At 66.0% G+C, this 15,216-nt stretch carries 17 protein-coding genes and 1 pseudogene; 3 read left to right on the forward strand and 15 right to left on the reverse strand.

What is annotated here, in order from left to right; genetic code table 11:
• Positions 1–74: 74 nt before the first annotated feature.
• The 7 genes from leuC to ACTHJR_RS15405 form a co-directional block, all read right to left on the reverse strand.
• Positions 75–1,514, reverse strand: coding sequence for a 3-isopropylmalate dehydratase large subunit (gene leuC, locus ACTHJR_RS15375; RefSeq protein WP_440524118.1), 1,440 nt, complete (start codon positions 1,512–1,514; stop codon positions 75–77).
• Between the two features lie 87 nt (positions 1,515–1,601).
• Positions 1,602–2,549, reverse strand: a complete 948-nt coding sequence (locus ACTHJR_RS15380; RefSeq protein ID WP_440524119.1) for an NAD-dependent epimerase/dehydratase family protein — start codon at positions 2,547–2,549, stop codon at positions 1,602–1,604.
• Between the two features lie 15 nt (positions 2,550–2,564).
• The gene (locus ACTHJR_RS15385) at positions 2,565–4,031 is read right to left on the reverse strand and encodes a hypothetical protein (protein ID WP_440524120.1); all 1,467 of its coding nucleotides are present in this window, start codon (positions 4,029–4,031) and stop codon (positions 2,565–2,567) included.
• A 52-nt stretch (positions 4,032–4,083) separates the two neighbouring features.
• Entirely contained in the window at positions 4,084–4,731 is a 648-nt protein-coding gene (locus ACTHJR_RS15390; protein WP_440524121.1) for a 3-oxoacid CoA-transferase subunit B, read from the reverse strand.
• Entirely contained in the window at positions 4,731–5,054 is a 324-nt protein-coding gene (locus tag ACTHJR_RS15395; RefSeq protein ID WP_440524122.1) for a DUF5076 domain-containing protein, read from the reverse strand. The genes ACTHJR_RS15390 and ACTHJR_RS15395 overlap by 1 nt, the downstream gene beginning before the upstream one ends.
• Positions 5,051–6,181, reverse strand: a complete 1,131-nt coding sequence (locus ACTHJR_RS15400; RefSeq protein WP_440524123.1) for a 5'-nucleotidase, lipoprotein e(P4) family — start codon at positions 6,179–6,181, stop codon at positions 5,051–5,053. The genes ACTHJR_RS15395 and ACTHJR_RS15400 overlap by 4 nt, the downstream gene beginning before the upstream one ends.
• Positions 6,178–6,888 (reverse strand): CoA transferase subunit A, encoded by a 711-nt coding sequence (locus ACTHJR_RS15405; protein ID WP_440524124.1) that lies wholly within the window; start codon positions 6,886–6,888, stop codon positions 6,178–6,180. Before ACTHJR_RS15405 ends, ACTHJR_RS15400 begins: the two co-directional genes overlap by 4 nt.
• Positions 6,889–7,106: 218 nt before the next feature.
• Between ACTHJR_RS15405 and ACTHJR_RS15410 the strand changes: the two genes are divergently transcribed.
• Positions 7,107–7,703: an outer membrane protein gene (locus tag ACTHJR_RS15410; RefSeq protein WP_440524125.1), complete on the forward strand. Its 597-nt coding sequence runs from the start codon at positions 7,107–7,109 to the stop codon at positions 7,701–7,703.
• 69 nt (positions 7,704–7,772) lie between these two features.
• On the opposite strand, the gene ACTHJR_RS15415 is transcribed toward ACTHJR_RS15410, so the two are convergent.
• The 8 genes from ACTHJR_RS15415 to thiS all read right to left on the reverse strand — a co-directional run bounded on the left by ACTHJR_RS15415 (position 7,773) and on the right by thiS (position 14,419).
• Complete coding sequence (locus tag ACTHJR_RS15415) at positions 7,773–8,471, reverse strand: VIT1/CCC1 transporter family protein (RefSeq protein WP_440524126.1); 699 nt, start codon at positions 8,469–8,471, stop codon at positions 7,773–7,775.
• A gap of 52 nt (positions 8,472–8,523) precedes the next feature.
• Positions 8,524–9,180, reverse strand: a complete 657-nt coding sequence (locus ACTHJR_RS15420) for an HAD-IA family hydrolase (RefSeq protein ID WP_440524127.1) — start codon at positions 9,178–9,180, stop codon at positions 8,524–8,526.
• The gene (locus ACTHJR_RS15425) at positions 9,177–10,274 is read right to left on the reverse strand and encodes a DUF2855 family protein (protein WP_440524128.1); all 1,098 of its coding nucleotides are present in this window, start codon (positions 10,272–10,274) and stop codon (positions 9,177–9,179) included. Before ACTHJR_RS15425 ends, ACTHJR_RS15420 begins: the two co-directional genes overlap by 4 nt.
• 13 nt (positions 10,275–10,287) lie before the next feature.
• Positions 10,288–11,028 carry a glutathione S-transferase family protein gene (locus ACTHJR_RS15430; protein ID WP_440524129.1) on the reverse strand — a complete coding sequence of 247 codons (741 nt, stop codon included), beginning with the start codon at positions 11,026–11,028 and terminating at the stop codon, positions 10,288–10,290.
• Between the two features lie 5 nt (positions 11,029–11,033).
• Positions 11,034–11,960 carry an SMP-30/gluconolactonase/LRE family protein gene (locus tag ACTHJR_RS15435; protein ID WP_440524134.1) on the reverse strand — a complete coding sequence of 309 codons (927 nt, stop codon included), beginning with the start codon at positions 11,958–11,960 and terminating at the stop codon, positions 11,034–11,036.
• Between the two features lie 343 nt (positions 11,961–12,303).
• Positions 12,304–12,507, reverse strand: a complete 204-nt coding sequence (locus ACTHJR_RS15440) for a CsbD family protein (RefSeq protein WP_440524130.1) — start codon at positions 12,505–12,507, stop codon at positions 12,304–12,306.
• A 94-nt stretch (positions 12,508–12,601) separates the two neighbouring features.
• Entirely contained in the window at positions 12,602–13,399 is a 798-nt protein-coding gene (locus ACTHJR_RS15445; RefSeq protein ID WP_440524131.1) for a dienelactone hydrolase family protein, read from the reverse strand.
• Between the two features lie 15 nt (positions 13,400–13,414).
• Positions 13,415–14,419, reverse strand: coding sequence for a sulfur carrier protein ThiS (gene thiS, locus ACTHJR_RS15450; RefSeq protein ID WP_440524132.1), 1,005 nt, complete (start codon positions 14,417–14,419; stop codon positions 13,415–13,417).
• 62 nt (positions 14,420–14,481) lie between these two features.
• Between thiS and aroQ the strand changes: the two genes are divergently transcribed.
• Positions 14,482–14,916 carry a type II 3-dehydroquinate dehydratase gene (aroQ, locus tag ACTHJR_RS15455; protein ID WP_440524133.1) on the forward strand — a complete coding sequence of 145 codons (435 nt, stop codon included), beginning with the start codon at positions 14,482–14,484 and terminating at the stop codon, positions 14,914–14,916.
• A gap of 50 nt (positions 14,917–14,966) precedes the next feature.
• Positions 14,967–15,216, forward strand: a pseudogene (locus tag ACTHJR_RS15460) (acetyl-CoA carboxylase biotin carboxyl carrier protein); the annotation flags it as partial.

The raw sequence follows: 15,216 nt of genomic DNA on the forward strand, positions 1-15,216 counted from the left end.
GGGCATCGCCATCGCGGCATAAGCGGCAATGCCGCTGAGGATGGAACCGGCGACCAGCAGAACGAGTACGCGCTTCATTGGCGATCCCCCATCAACTCGCGGACGTCGGTCAATCGGCCTGTCACCGCCGCCGCCGCCGCCATGGCCGGGGATAGAAGATGTGTACGCGCCCCCGGGCCCTGCCTTCCTACAAAATTCCGATTCGAGGTGGAAGCGCATCTCTGACCAGCCGGTACTTTATCGGGATTCATTGCCAGGCACATCGAGCAACCGGCCTCACGCCACTCGAATCCTGCGGAAATGAAGATACGGTCGAGCCCTTCCTGTTCGGCCTGGCGCTTGACCAGTCCCGAGCCGGGCACCACTAGGGCGTGCACGCCGTCGGCGACATGCCGGCCGTTGGCGACCGCCGCCGCGGCGCGCAGATCCTCGATCCGGCTGTTGGTGCAGCTGCCGATGAAGACATGTTCGACACCGACGTCGCGCATCGCGGTGCCGGGCGTCAGGCCCATGTAATCGAGCGATTTTTGCGCGGCGACGCGCTTCGACGGATCGGCGAAGCTGTCGGGATCGGGCACGACGCCGGTGATCGGCACGACATCTTCCGGGCTGGTGCCCCAGGTCAACGACGGCGCGATCTCGCTCGCCGACAGTTTGACGACGGCATCATAGATCGCGCCGGGATCGCTCGGCAGCGTCCGCCACCAGGCGACCGCCTTTTCCCATTCCTCTCCGGCGGGCGCCATCGGGCGCCCTTCGAGATAGGCGAAGGTGGTGTCGTCGGGCGCTATTAGCCCTGCGCGCGCGCCGCCCTCGATCGACATGTTGGCGACGGTCAGCCGGCCCTCGACCGACAGATTGCGGATCGTGTCGCCGGTATATTCGATGACATGGCCGGTGCCGCCGGCGGCGCCGATCCGGCCGATGATCGCCAGCACGACATCTTTGGCCGAGACGCCGAAGCCGAGGGCGCCTTCGACCCGCACTTCCATCGTCTTCGATTGCTGCAGCAGCAAGGTCTGCGTGGCGAGCACATGCTCGACCTCGCTGGTGCCGATGCCGAAGGCCAGTGCGCCCAGTGCGCCGTGCGCCGAGGTATGGCTGTCGCCGCACACCAGCGTGGTGCCCGGCAAGGTGAAGCCCTGTTCGGGGCCGACGACATGGACGATGCCCTGCGCCGCGGCGAGCGCGTCGATATAGGGTACGCCGAACTCGGCGACGTTGCGGCGCAGCGCCTCGAGCTGGTTGGCGCTTTCCGGATCGGCGATCGGAATCGGCCGGCCCTCGGCATCGACGCGCGGCGTGGTCGGCAGATTGTGATCGGGCACCGCAAGCGTGAGGTCGGGGCGGCGCACCGGACGGCCGGCGGCCCGAAGCCCCTCGAACGCCTGAGGGCTGGTGACTTCGTGGACCAGATGGCGGTCGATATAGATCAGGCAGGTACCGTCGTCGCGGCGTTCGACGACATGCGCGTTCCAGATCTTCTCATACAGGGTTTGCGGGCGGGCGGTCATGGCCGCGGCCTTACTCGCCTCTCGTTCGATCGCAAGCAACAAACAAACTTTTTACAGGCATGAGATCAAACAAAATTACCGCCCCTTTCATTCCTTGGGTGAGACATAGGTCGCGTCATGCTCGAACGGCAGCGGTGCGCCTTCCCGCAGAGCCGCCAAAATCGCGGCGAAATCGGTCGCGCAGCGGAAGCGGAGATCGCGCTCTATCGCACCGGCATCGTACACACGGCCGATGTGACGCGGCAGGTGCCAATTGCGCGAGGCGTAGAGCTCGGCGGCATCGGGAAACAATCGGGCGATCACCGCCGGCGCATCCTGCTTGAGCTGGGCGACGTCGCTGCGCGCGAACGGTGTAGGGGCGGACACCACATAGGTGCGGAACCGGATTGCCGGCGCGCGGTCGAGCGCGACGATGTGGGCGCGCGCGCAATCTTCGACGGTCAGGCGGCGATTCAGGAACTCATTCGCCTTCATATTCTCGCCCGACAAGTCGCGATGCGTATCGTCGTCCTCGGGGAAGAAGCGCGAGGTGCGCAGCACGATCACCGGCAAGCCGGTCTCGCCATGGACCAGGCGGCATAGTTCCTCGGCGGAGCGCTTGGTTACGCCATAGATGTTGCGCGGTTTGAGCGGCCCGCTGGCCTCGTCGAGCCATACCGCCTCGTCCGCGGTCTCGTCGCGGATCGCCTGGGTGATCATCAGCGAGGTGGTCGAGGTGAAGACGAAGCGGTCGGCGCCCGCGGCCACCGCCGCCTCGAGCAGATTGAGCGTGCCGGTGACGTTGACGTCGACGAACGCCTGACGCGGATAGCGGACGATGTCGGGCTTGTGCAGCGCGGCGGCGTGGATCACGCCCTCGATGCCGTGACTGAACATGACGCGGTCGATCAGCGCGCGATTGGCGACGCTGCCGACGATCCGCGTATCAGGACCTGGTGCGACGTCGAGCCCGACGACCTGATGGCCCGCCTCCCGCAGCATCGGGGCGAGATAGCGGCCGAGCCAGCCGCTCGATCCCGTCAATAAGATGCGCATCTGGTCCTCGGACGACTATTTCCGTTTGGGCGGCAGGGCCGCGATCCACGTGGCGAGCCGAGCCGTGTCGCGCAAGTCACCGGGATAGGGATAATCGGGCTTCACCGGCACGTTCGACCCTCGCGGCCGGCCGCGATAGACCTTCATCGGCACGGCGATCCGGGTTAGACCACTGGGCAGGACAGGATTGCGCACGTCCATGTAGAGCGTGTCGGCCGCGGTTTCCTGCCCGACCTGGATCGCCCCGAGCGCGCGCCACAGATCGACCGCGTCGAGACAGGCCGAACCGCACCCGGTATCGGTGATGAAATAGACCGGCACGCCCAGCGGCGGCACGGCCGCGGGCTTCGCCGCGTTCGGTTCGCCGGGATCGCTCGGTTCGGGCCACAGGGCGCGATGGGCAGCGATCGCCTTGGTCAGCCCGTCGACGATCGTCGCGAAATAGGCCTTGACGCGCGGCGTGGTATCGGGCGCCGCATCGAAGCGCGTTTGATAGGTCTTCATCGCGTCGAGCACGGCGGGCGATGCTCGCCACTCGACATAGGAATTGTCGGTAACCCCGGCGACCGCCGCCTCTCCCCACAAGGCCTGCGCGGCCTCGAACGACCAATCGGACGAGCCGCCATTGTTGCCGCGCAGGTCGAGCACGATACGCGGTGCCCGGCGCAACGCCTCACGGTCAGCGCGCATCGCCGCGATCATCGGCCGGAGAGCCCTGGCATCATCGCCGGCAGGATTGCCGTCGAAGCCGCTCATCGTGAACCAACGCGTTCCGTCCGGCAGAACCTTGGCGCCGATCGGCTCGCGCGTGCGTTGGTTGGTATCCGCGAGCCGTTTGGCGAGGTCGGTATCGGCGATCGGCTTCCAGCCGAGCGTCACGACGACCAGCTTGCCGTCGACCGCGAAGGTGCAGCGCGCGGGCCGGCGAATGAAGGGATTGCCCTGGTCGACGAACAGCCGGCCGCCACGCAAGGCCCGGCGGGAGGCGAGAAACCAGCGTCCGTCGAACGCGCCGAGATTGCTGGCCGCAAGAACATCGGCGTTGCGGCCGTCACAGTCGATCAGCCTCGCTCCAATCGGCAATTGCGCGTCGTCGGCCCGGCTCAGGACGATCTGCCGGGTCCCACCGGCGTCGAACCCGGTCAGGAAGCCAGGCCATCGCGCGGCAAGCGACGGCGCCGCGTCGGTTGCGGCAGCCGCCACGTGTCCGTCGTCGAAGCTGGCCGCATAAGCCGACATGGCGAAGCGATAGCCCGGATAGTCGCGTACTCGCGCGGCCCGCTGCAGCGCCAGCGCCAAGGCGGCATCGTTGCGTTTCGCAAAGCCGGAGTCGAGAGCGTTGACCGGCCCCGGATGGTTGGCCGCGATCTCGTCATGGAACGCCTGCGCGTCGGCCCGCAAGGTCGCCGCCCAGTCACGCGTATCCGGCCCCGCCCCGACCAGCATCAGGCACGACAAGACAACGGCGGCGGGACGGATCATCGGAACAGCTCCTCAATGACTACAGACGTAGTCACATGCCGTGCCGATAGCGTCAAGCCGACGCGAGCGCCTCGTATTTCGCCGTGGTCTTGGCTGCGATCTCGTCCGCAGTGACGCCGGGCGCGATCTCGATGAGGCGGAACGGCGACTGATGATCGGGGCGCTGGAACACGGCGAGGTCGGTGATGATCATGTCGACCACGTTCTTGCCCGTCAGCGGCAAGGTACAGGCCGGAATGAACTTGGGATCGCCGTTCTTGGAGGTGTGCTCCATCACCACGATGATCTTCTTGACGCCGGCGACCAGGTCCATCGCCCCGCCCATGCCCTTGATCATCTTGCCGGGGATCATCCAGTTGGCGATGTCGCCATTCTCGGCGATTTCCATCGCGCCCAGCACGGCGAGATCGATATGCCCGCCGCGGATCATCGCGAAGCTCTGCTCCGACCCGAAATAGACCGTCTGCGGCAATTCGCTGACCGTCTGCTTGCCGGCGTTGATCAGATCGGGGTCGACCTGATCGTCATAGGGAAACGGACCGATGCCGAGCATGCCGTTTTCGGACTGCAGCGTGACCTCGACCCCGGCCGGGATATGATTGGCGACGAGCGTCGGAATGCCGATGCCCAGGTTCACATAATAGCCGTCGCGCAGTTCCTTGGCGGCGCGGGCGGCCATGTCGTCACGAGTCCAGGGCATCAATCGTCCTTTCTGGCGACCACCACGGGGGGCGGCAAAGCATTGTCGTCGGGAGCGGCGCCGCGTTCGAGATCCATGCCCTTCCAGATCCGCTCGAGCGCTTCCTGCTCGGCAATACCGATGGCCTTGGCATAGCTCGCTGCGGCATCGCGTGCGATGTCGACCAGCGCGAGTCCGAACATCGCGGGGTCGGGTCCGATCGGGCGGGGGTTCACGAAGCTGAGCGTATTGTCCCCTTTCGTCCAGGCGCGCAGGAACTCGCGCCCGCCACCGAGGACATCGGCGAAGGGCACGAGATCGATCGGGATCGGCTTGTCGGTCATTTCAGAACCGGCCCGGCGACAGGAGGGACAGCCGGCGCGGGAGCGGGCGGCGAAGGCAAGGCGGGCGCCAACGGCTGCGCGCCGGAATCGGTCCAGCGGCGGTCCTTGGGAAACACATCGTCGATATTGCCCTTCAGCGCGGTGCCGTAGACCGGATTGGGCAGAACGAACCAGCCGTGCCCCCACAAGATCCTGAGCTTGGGCGAATTGGTCAGGGCGCGGCGCTGCGCCGGGCTGAGATTGGGCGCGTTGAACAAGTCGCTGAAATCGCCGAGTTGATCGCCGACCATCGCGATGACGCAATATTTCTGCGAAATCTCCCAGCGCCGCGCGTCTTTGCCGCTACCGCCGGTCGAATCGTCGCCCTTCAGCCAGAGGTTCTGAAGATGGACGACGGGACCGAGCCCGGCCAGGGTCAGCGCATCGATCGTCGCCGTGGCATTGGTCGAATTGCGATTGGAATTGAACACCACTTCGATCCCGCTCGCCCGCGCGGCGCGCAGCGTCTCGACCGCGCCCGGCACCGCATCGACCGCGGTGACGCCGCTTGCTTCCCACCGGTCCCAGCGCTTCTGATCGTAGGGGCCGCTGCGCTGGCTATCGTCGGCTTCGTAGCCGAGGTTCATCAGCGCCGTCTCGTCGATGTCGAGGACTACCGCCGGACGTTGCTTGGGGCCGCATTTGAGGAATTTGGGCGCCTCGAGCGTCGCATCCGGCGCCAGCACCACCGACGACACGGGGTGGCCGACCGCGAAATCGCCGCCGCGCGCGACCAGGAAGTCGGCGAGCGCGAGATAGGCCTGGATCGACACCGCCGACGCTTCGCCCGATCCGTAGAGATACTGCATCCCGGGCGGCACGCTGCCGGGCGGCGGCGGCGGCGGGGACGTGCCGGGCGCGCCCGAAGGGATCGCTTCCGCCGCGGGGATACCGACCGGCGCGGCTTGCGGCGCGGCCGCGACGAGCGGCGCGGGTTGCGAGGAGGGAAGATCCTCATCCTTCTTGCCGAAGAACTGCTTCTTGCCGATCGCGCCCGCGGCGACGACCGGGACGGCAGCGGCGACGCAACCGCCGATCACGGTGCTGCCGGCGAGCAACGCCAACAGCGCGATCCGCCGCGCCGTCACGCCGCGGCCCGCTCGCGCACGGTGCGAAACTCGATCTTCTTGTCATAGGGCGCGCCGACGATCAGCCGGTTCACGTAGATGCCGGGCAGATGGATCTGATCGTGATCGAGGCTGCCGACCGGCACCACTTCCTCGACCTCCGCGACGCAGACCTTGCCCGCGGTCGCCATCGCCTGATTGAAGTTGCGCGCAGTCTTGCGGAAAATGAGGTTGCCGGCCTCATCCGCTTTCCAGCCCTTGATGATCGAGAGATCGGCGCGGATGCCGCGCTCGAGGATATAGTCCTCGCCGTCGAAAGTCTTCACTTCCTTGCCCTCGGCGACGAGCGTGCCGACGCCCGTCCTGGTGTAGAAGCCCGGAATGCCGGCGCCGCCCGCCCGACAGCGCTCGGCGAGCGTACCTTGGGGACAGAATTCCACTTCGAGCTCGCCGGCCAGATACTGGCGCTCGAATTCCTTGTTCTCACCGACATAAGAAGAGATCATCTTGCCGACCTGACGCGTGCGGAGGAGCTTGCCCAGTCCTTCGCCATCGATCCCCGCGTTGTTGCTGGCGATCGTCAGATTCTTCGTACCCGCATCGCGGATCGCGTCGATCAGCCGCTCAGGAATGCCGCACAGGCCGAACCCGCCGGCGCAAATCGTCATGCCATCGAACAACACGCCATCGAGCGCCGAAGCGGCGTCGGAATAAAGCTTGCGGGCCATGCGGACTCCTTGGGTAATGGCGGTCCGAATAGAAGGCGGCGGGCGAAGGAGCAAGCTTGGCGCGGCACCGGGAACCGATCGGCAACACCGTCGGGATTATCGGCAAAATATGGCGCAGTGCAGCAATTCTTGCCCCAATCCGGCCACGAACCGTGTCCAATGCGCGACGAACCGGGGGGCCGCAGAAGCCCCCCGGTTTTGTTTGCAAGGAGCTTTTCATGCGTTTTCTCATCGCGTCCGCCCTGTTGGCCAGCGCCGCCATCGCCACCCCCGCCTTCGCGCAGGATACTGCGGCGCCCGAAGGCAAGGAATTCCAGGGCATCAAGGTGCTCGCGCTCGGCGGCATCGACGACGTCACCAACAGCGGCAGCGACAAGGCTGGCGCCGTGTTCGGCGGGACCATCGGCTATGACCACCAGTCGGGCAAGGCCGTGTTCGGCGTCGAAGCCGAAGTGAATGGTTCGACCACCAAGGATTGCGTTGCCGACACGGTTGTGTCGGGCGATTCGCTGTGCGTGAAGGCCGGCCGTGACTTCTACGCTGGCGCGCGCGTCGGCTATGTGCTCGGCGAGAACACCCTGGTTTACGTCAAGGGCGGCTACACCAACGCTCGCGTCAACGTCGCTTATGACGACGGCAACACCGGCGCGAACAACTTCAAGGTCGGCGAGAATCTCGACGGCTGGCGCGCGGGCGTCGGCATGGAATTCAACGCCGGCAAGAACATCGTTCTGCGCACCGAGTATCGCTACTCGAACTACGAGCAGGACTTCAGCCGTCACCAAGGCGTGATCGGCGTCGGCCTCAAGTTCTGATCCGACCGATCAGACAACCGACGGGAGAAGGGCTGCGCGGGAGACCACGCGGCCCTTTTTTTTTGATCTTCAGACCTGCGTCCCGAGCAGATGGCCGATAGCGGCGGTCACCGCCATTGCCAGGGCTCCCCAGAATACGACCCTGGCCGCCCCGCGGACCTGATCGGCGCCGCCGGCACGCGCGCCGACCGCGCCGGTCGCCGCGAGCAACAGCAAGGTGACCGCCATCACGGCGACGATCAGCGGGCGCCCGGTGAAGAACAACGTCGCCAGAACCGGCACGACCGCGCCCGAGGCGAAACTGGCCGCGGACGCCATGGCGGCCTGAACCGGACGCGCGGCAAGATTTTCGCTGATCCCCAGTTCGTCGCGCAGATGGGCGCCCAAAGCGTCATGCGCCATCAACTGGTCGGCCACCTTCAACGACAGGTCGTGATCGAGCCCGCGCTGGCGATAGATGGCGGCGAGTTCCTGCCGCTCCGCTTCGGGCTCGTCGGCCAGTTCCGCGGTCTCGCGCGCAATGTCGGCGCGCTCGGTGTCGGCCTGGCTGCTGACCGAGACATATTCGCCCGCCGCCATCGACATCGCGCCCGCGACCAGGCCGGAAATCCCGGTCAGCAGCAAGGTGGTGCGATCGGCAGTGGCCGCGGCAACGCCGACGATCAGGCTGGCGGTCGACAAGATACCGTCATTGGCACCGAGCACGGCGGCGCGCAGCCAGCCGACACGCTGGACGAGATGCCGTTCGTGATGCCGCCGGACCGCCATGGCGCTTCCTAGACTTGGTTTCCGGCGCGGAACAATAGCCGCTTGCGCGCTGTCACGTCAGCGCGCCGCGATGGAGACCGAGCGCCGCCTCGAGATCGGCCAGCGCCTGCTCGCCACTCGATACCTTGATCGCCGCCATGCCGAGCGCCGCCGCCGGTTTGCAATTGATGCCTAGGTCATCGAGATACACGCATCGCTCAGGCGCCACGCCCAGCGCATCGCAGGCCATGCGATAGATCGCGGGATCGGGCTTGCGGATGCCGACCTTGGAGCTTTCGACCACATGATCGAATCGCGCCATGATCGCGGCGATCGCCGCCGCTTTTTCCGGCGTCGTCGACATTTGCGCGCCATGGCCGGTCGGCACGTTGTTGGTGATGCAGCCGATCCGATAGCCACCGGCCTTGAGCCGGTCGAGCGCGGCGACCATCGCCGGACGGATATCGCCCGACAGCAGCGCCAGGACATCGCGGCCCGGCAGGTCGTAGCCGAGGGCCAGCACTTCCTCGCCGAACAAGGCGTCGAACCGCGCGGCGTCGATCTCGGCACGCTCGAACAAGGCCCAGGCATTGCCGTCGGGATTGGCCGAATTGATCCGCCGCACCAGATTGTGCGGCAGCCCGCGCTCGGCTTCCATCCGGTTGAACGCTTCGAATGGCGACGAGGTGATCACGCCGCCGAAATCGAAGATCACGGTATCGCGGATCATGGTTCGATGAGCAGCCCGGCGCGCGGATCGACCCGGCCGGCGACCGCGTCGCGATAGGCGGCGAGCGCAGCCTCGGCGCCCACGCGGCGATCGATCGCGGTCAGGCGCCTGGCGGTCGGCATGAAATCGAGCCACGCCGCTTCGCTGCGCTCGCGCAGGCCTTGCGCGCCCCAATCGGCCGAGCGCTTCTGCATGCGGCCCGGCGCGAAGAAGCCGATCGGTCGCGGGCCGGGCAGCGGCGCGCCACCACGCTCGGCATCCCAATGGGTGATGCCGACTTTCATGTCGACGGCGAGATTGTCGCCGAACCGTTCATGAACGGCGCGGGTCGCCGCCGGATTGCCGGCGAAATCGACCATCGCGACCTTGCCTTCCGCCGCGATCGTGTTGATCGCACCATAATCGACGACCTGGTCGTAAAGGCCGGTGTCGGCGGTGAAGCCGGCGCTGCGCGACGACGCCAGAGCAACCAGCCGCGGCCCCTGTCCCCGCGCCTTCATCGCCTGGGCGAAGCCGAGCGCGGTCTTGCTCGAGGCGCCGCTGACGATGACGGTGGCGGCGCCGAAGTCGCCTTCGTCCGCGAACTGGTCGGCGATCAGCCAGCCGGTCAGGAACAGTGGGCGATAGATCGGCCACCAATCATGATCGCTATCGCGATGATCGCCGAGCGCGGCCAGCCGCGTATATTGATTATAGGGAGCCGGTAACGCCGCCCGCCGCGGCGTCGCTTCGCTGAAGCCCGAGTCCCGGACGTTGCCCGCGGTCAACACGGCGTGGCTCGCCAGCGGCCAATAGCCGTAGAATCGCTCGCCCTCGACGATACCGTCCGCAACGGACCGCGTGACGGTAGCGAACCCCCAGACCGGCAGACGTCCCGGCTCGTCGCGATCGGAGAAGAAGTCCCAATAGCCCGCGTCGGGTCCGAGGAACGGCGTCTTCTCGCCCAGGGCGGCATAAGTGATGTTGTTCGCGGTCAGCGCGACGAGGTCGATGGCGACTTCGACCTCGCCTTCCGCCGGCGCGCGTTCGGGCAGGTCGGCGATTTCCGCGCGGGCGATATCGTCGCGAACGATAGCGAGTTGCCAGCGATCCATGGTCCGCTCCCCGTCAGACCGACATCGGGCCGCGTCGCGGCGCATCGCCGCGCACGCTCGAATCGGCCACTTTCAGCCCTGCTGCCTCCAGCGCCGCGCGCTGCTCGGGAAAGCGCGTGGTCAGCATGATCTGCTCGATCATCACCGATCGCGCGAACAGCGGCGTCGCGAAGACATGGTCGATCCACGCCGCGACGCGGGGCCAGCGCGTGGCGTCGGGCGTCCAGCCGGCCAGCGCCGCGTTGCGGAAGAAACTGGCGAAGGTCAGATCGGTCAGCGACAGCTCGTCGAACACGAATCCGGCGACCGGCGCCTGCGGCTCGAGCCAGTCCATGACCTCGGGCAAATCATGCGCGATCACGCCGGCGACGACGTCCTCGTCGGTATCCTGTTTCCATACCCGGGGCTTGACGTTGCGCTGGAAGAACAATTTCCAGATCATCACGTCGCCGAGCCGGCTGTCGGCGAATTCCTCCAGCCAGCGTGCTCGCGCTCGCTCAGCGGGGTCGGCCGGAAAGAGCGGCTTGTCGGGATAACGATCGTGCAAATACTCGCAGATCACGGTCGAATCCGGAATGACGAGATCGCCGTCGATCAGGACGGGAATACGCCGCAGCGGATTGAGCCGGGTGAATTCGTCGCCCCCGAAGAACGGCACGATCGGGTCGATCTCATACTCGACCTGCTTGTGGTCGAGCACCAGGAACACCTTTCGCGCATAAGGCGAGACGTGGTTGCCGATGATGCGGATCATGGGGGCTATCCGTTGTAATGGAGCTTCAGGCCGGGACGCGCCCAGCGCGTCTTCGCCAGCCGGCCGGTTCCCGACAGGCAGATATAGGCGTCCATCATGTCCTCGCCGCCCCAACAGATGTTGGTGGTGAAGATGTCGTCGGTGGCGACGAACTCGACCAGGTCGCCTTCCGGCGAAATGACCGAGATGCCGCATTCGCCGATCGTCGCGACGCAGATGTTGCCATTTTCCTCGACGCCCAGCGAATCGAAGAATTTGTAGCCGGCAGGGCGGTAGAGCGGGATGCCGGGGCCGCCCGGGCCGGCGGTATCGTCGACCTTGCCCGGCGCGGTCACGTTGAACGCGGTCAACCGGCAGGTGTAGGTCTCGGCCGCATAGAGCCGCTTGCCGTCGGGCGACAGGCCGATCCCGTTGGGATTGTAACTAGGGAAGATCACCTCCTCGAGGTGACTGCCATCGACCTTGCCGTAGAAGATGCCGACGATATCGTGGCAGCGCTTCTCGTAATCGACCTTGCCGTGATCGGTGAACCAGAAGCCGCCCTCGCCGTCGAATACGATGTCGTTGGGCCCGCGCAGGACGCAGCCGAAATCGCCCGACTTGTAGAGGATCTCTACCTCGCCCGTGGCGATGTCGATCCGCTCGATCCGACCGCCCGAATAGTCCGGCGCGATGCCGTGCGGGGCGAGCATGCCGTTGCTCTCGACATAGTGGAATCCGCCGTTGTTGCAGCAATAGAGCTTGCCGTCGGGTCCGATCGCCAGGCCGTTGGGGCCGCCGCCGGGTTCGGCGACCGTCTCCTTCGACCCGTCGGGCCGGACGCGGGTGATCCGCCCGGCCTCGATCTCGACCAGGATGACGCTGCCGTCGGCCATCGCCACCGGCCCTTCCGGAAACCGTAATCCGTCCGCGACGATCTCCATGTTCGCCATTGCCCGCTCCTCATACCCGATCTTCGAATCCATTCATGCCGTGGAGTTCGGACAAAAGGAAGGGGGCCGCGCGGTACCGCACGGCCCCCCGTCAGCGCGGTGAGCGCTGCAAGCCGGGCAACGGCTAGGGTCTGTACTCCGTTACCGCGAGGTCGTGACGGAGCCGATTTTGGTGTCCGGCGAGGAGCAAGGTGGGAGCGTTGCTGTGAGCCTCGTGACCGACGCGCGACGATGAACAGGTCGCCGTGTCCTCCGGACACGGCTAAAACTGCCGGGGGCAGTTTTACCTGTTCATCCGGACGCCAAAATCGGCCCGCCGCTTCGCGGTAACGGAGTACAGACCCTAGATGTCGTCGCCCAGTGCGCCCTTCACCTTGCCGACGAACTGTTGGGCCTTGCCCTTCAATTCCTGGCCGGCGCCTTCCGCCTCGAGCCGATCGTCCTTGCGGGTACGGTTGGGATCGTCGGCATCGCCGGCGATCGCTTGCTTGGCCTTGCCAACGGCCTCGTTGACATTGCCTTTGATCTTGTCGGTCATCTCACCCATCGGGCGTTCCTTTCCGCTCGTGCCGTCACGCAGACCGGCACGTTGAAGTTACGAAAACAGAACGGTTTAACGGTGAGTGGGTTCCTGCCCGAGGCTAGGGTGCGACGCGTTTCAGAAACGCCAGAACGGCGGTCCAATTGTCCTCGGCGCCGCCCGGATTGCGCGACGCGTTGAGCGTCGACGAGCCGTGAATGCCGGTCTTGGGCACGAATTGCTGGCGATCGGTGCTCTTGGTCGCCGACAGGATCGCCTTGGCTTCCTGTTCTTCCTCGATCGTGTTCGCGGAGGTGACGAACACCGGCACCGTGACCTTGGCGGCGGCCTTCTCGACCATTTTCTTGTCGTCGAAATATTCGCCGGGCGAGAAAGCGAGCACGCCCTTCACGCTGCCTTCCGCGGTCTTGGACGCCGCGACGAGGAATACCAGGCTGGCCGAATAGCTCGATCCCCACAGCAGGATAGGCTTGCCGCCGGCCCTGCCCTTCGCCCAGTCGAGCGCCGCCTCGAGATCGGGCAGCGCGCCGAGATAGTCGGTCTTGCCCTTGTACGCCGCGGCAGTCTGGTTCTTGCCGTAGAGCCCGCCGCCGACGCGCTGATCGATCGCCAGCGCGGCATAGCCGGCATGCTGAAGCCGCGGTCCGATCTCGCGATATTCATCCTTGGACGACCCCGCCTGATGGAACAGCAGAATCAGGGCGCGGGCATTGGTCGCCGGATAATAAGTGCCATAGACGGTGACGCCATCGGGAGCGGTCAGCGTCACCGGCTGCGCCGGCTGTCGCGCGACCGGGGCGCTCTCGTTGATCAGCGCGTTGCTGTTGTCGACCGGCGCCTGGGGCTTGTGGCATCCGGCGAGGACCGCCAGCGCGGCGAGCGGCAACAGACGACGCATCGAACCTCCCTTTGCTTAGATCAATCCCGCCAGCGGACTGGAGGGATCGGCATAGCGGCGCTTGCCCATCCGTCCCGCGAGATAGGCCAAACGCCCGCTTTCGACCGCGAGTTTCATCGCGCGCGCCATCATGACCGGGTCCTTGGCCTCGGCGATCGCGGTGTTCATCAGCACACCGTCGCAACCAAGTTCCATCGCCACCGCCGTATCGGACGCGGTGCCGACCCCGGCATCGACCAGCACGGGGACCTTGGCGCCCTCGACGATCAGGCGGATGGTGACCTGATTCTGAATCCCCAGCCCCGAACCGATCGGCGCGCCCAGCGGCATGATCGCGACCGCGCCGACGTCTTCCAGCCGTTTCGCCGCGATCGGATCGTCGACGCAATAGACCATCGGCTTGAATCCTTCCTTGGCGAGAATCTCCGTGGCACGAAGAGTCTCGACCATGTCGGGGTAGAGCGTCCGCGCCTCGCCCAGCACCTCGAGCTTTACGAGATCCCAGCCGCCCGCCTCGCGCGCCAACCGCAAGGTGCGGATCGCCTCCTCTGCGGTGAAGCAGCCGGCGGTGTTGGGCAGGTAGGTCACCTTTTTCGGGTCGATATAGTCGGTCAACATCGGCGCCTTGGGGTCGCTGACATTGACGCGACGCACCGCGACGGTGACGATTTCCGCCCCCGATGCCTCGAGCGCGGCGGCGTTCTGCGCGAAATCCTTGTACTTGCCGGTGCCGACGATCAGCCGCGAGCGAAAGGTCTTCCCCGCGACGGTCCAGCGATCCTCGGTCATGGTCGCCGCATGATCGCCGCCGCCGACGAAATGGACGATCTCGATCTCGTCGCCGTCCTCGACGCACACTTGCGCCAGGGTCGAGCGCGGCACGACTTCCAGGTTGCGCTCGACCGCCACCCTCTCGGGGATCAGGCCGAGCTCCTCGGCGAGTTGCGCGATCGTGAGGCCGGCATAGACGCGGCGATGCTCGCCGTTAACGCGGATCGAGACGGTTCCGTCGGTGTGCATGGTATTCATGGCAAATCGCGATATAGGGGCGCGACCGATAGCGCCACAACGAAAGGCCGAGGGTGACCGATACGATTCTGGTGCTGAACGGCCCCAACCTCAACCTGCTCGGGACGCGCGAGCCGGAAATCTACGGCGCCGACACGCTCGACGACATCGCGGAGAGACTCGAGGAGCGGGCCAAGGAGCTCGGCCTCGAAATCGACATGCGCCAGTCGAATCACGAAGGGCATCTGATCGACTGGATGCACGAGGCGCAGGGTTGGGGCGTGAAGGCGATCCTGCTCAACGCCGGCGCGCTGACGCACACCAGTCTGGCGCTGTACGACGCGATCAAGAGCATCAAGATCCCGGTGATCGAGGTGCATCTGTCGAACCCGCTGACGCGCGAGGAATTCCGGCATCAGAGCTTCATCGGTCGTGCCGCACGCGGAACCGTTTCCGGTTTCGGTGCGCTGTCCTATATGCTTGCGCTTGAAGCCGCCGCCCGACTCTGACACAGGGCGCGCCTTTGAATTCGCCCGACAGGGGGCAGAAGAAGGGTCGAATGGCAGACGAGAACAATGATGGGGGCATGCGAGTCGATGTCGAGCTGGTGCGCCAGCTTGCGACTCTGCTGGACGAAACCAACCTGACCGAGATCGAGGTCGAGGATAACGACCGCCGCATCCGCGTCGCGCGCAAGGTGCATGCGGCCGCGGCGCCGGTCACCTATACCGCACCGGCAGCCATCGCGGCGCCCGCCGCCGCCGCGCCGAGCGCACCGGCCGCCGCCGAGCCGGCGCCCGCCGCGATCG

It is taken from the genome of Sphingomonas sp. (genome assembly GCF_051962185.1).
Lineage (GTDB): Bacteria > Pseudomonadota > Alphaproteobacteria > Sphingomonadales > Sphingomonadaceae > Sphingomonas.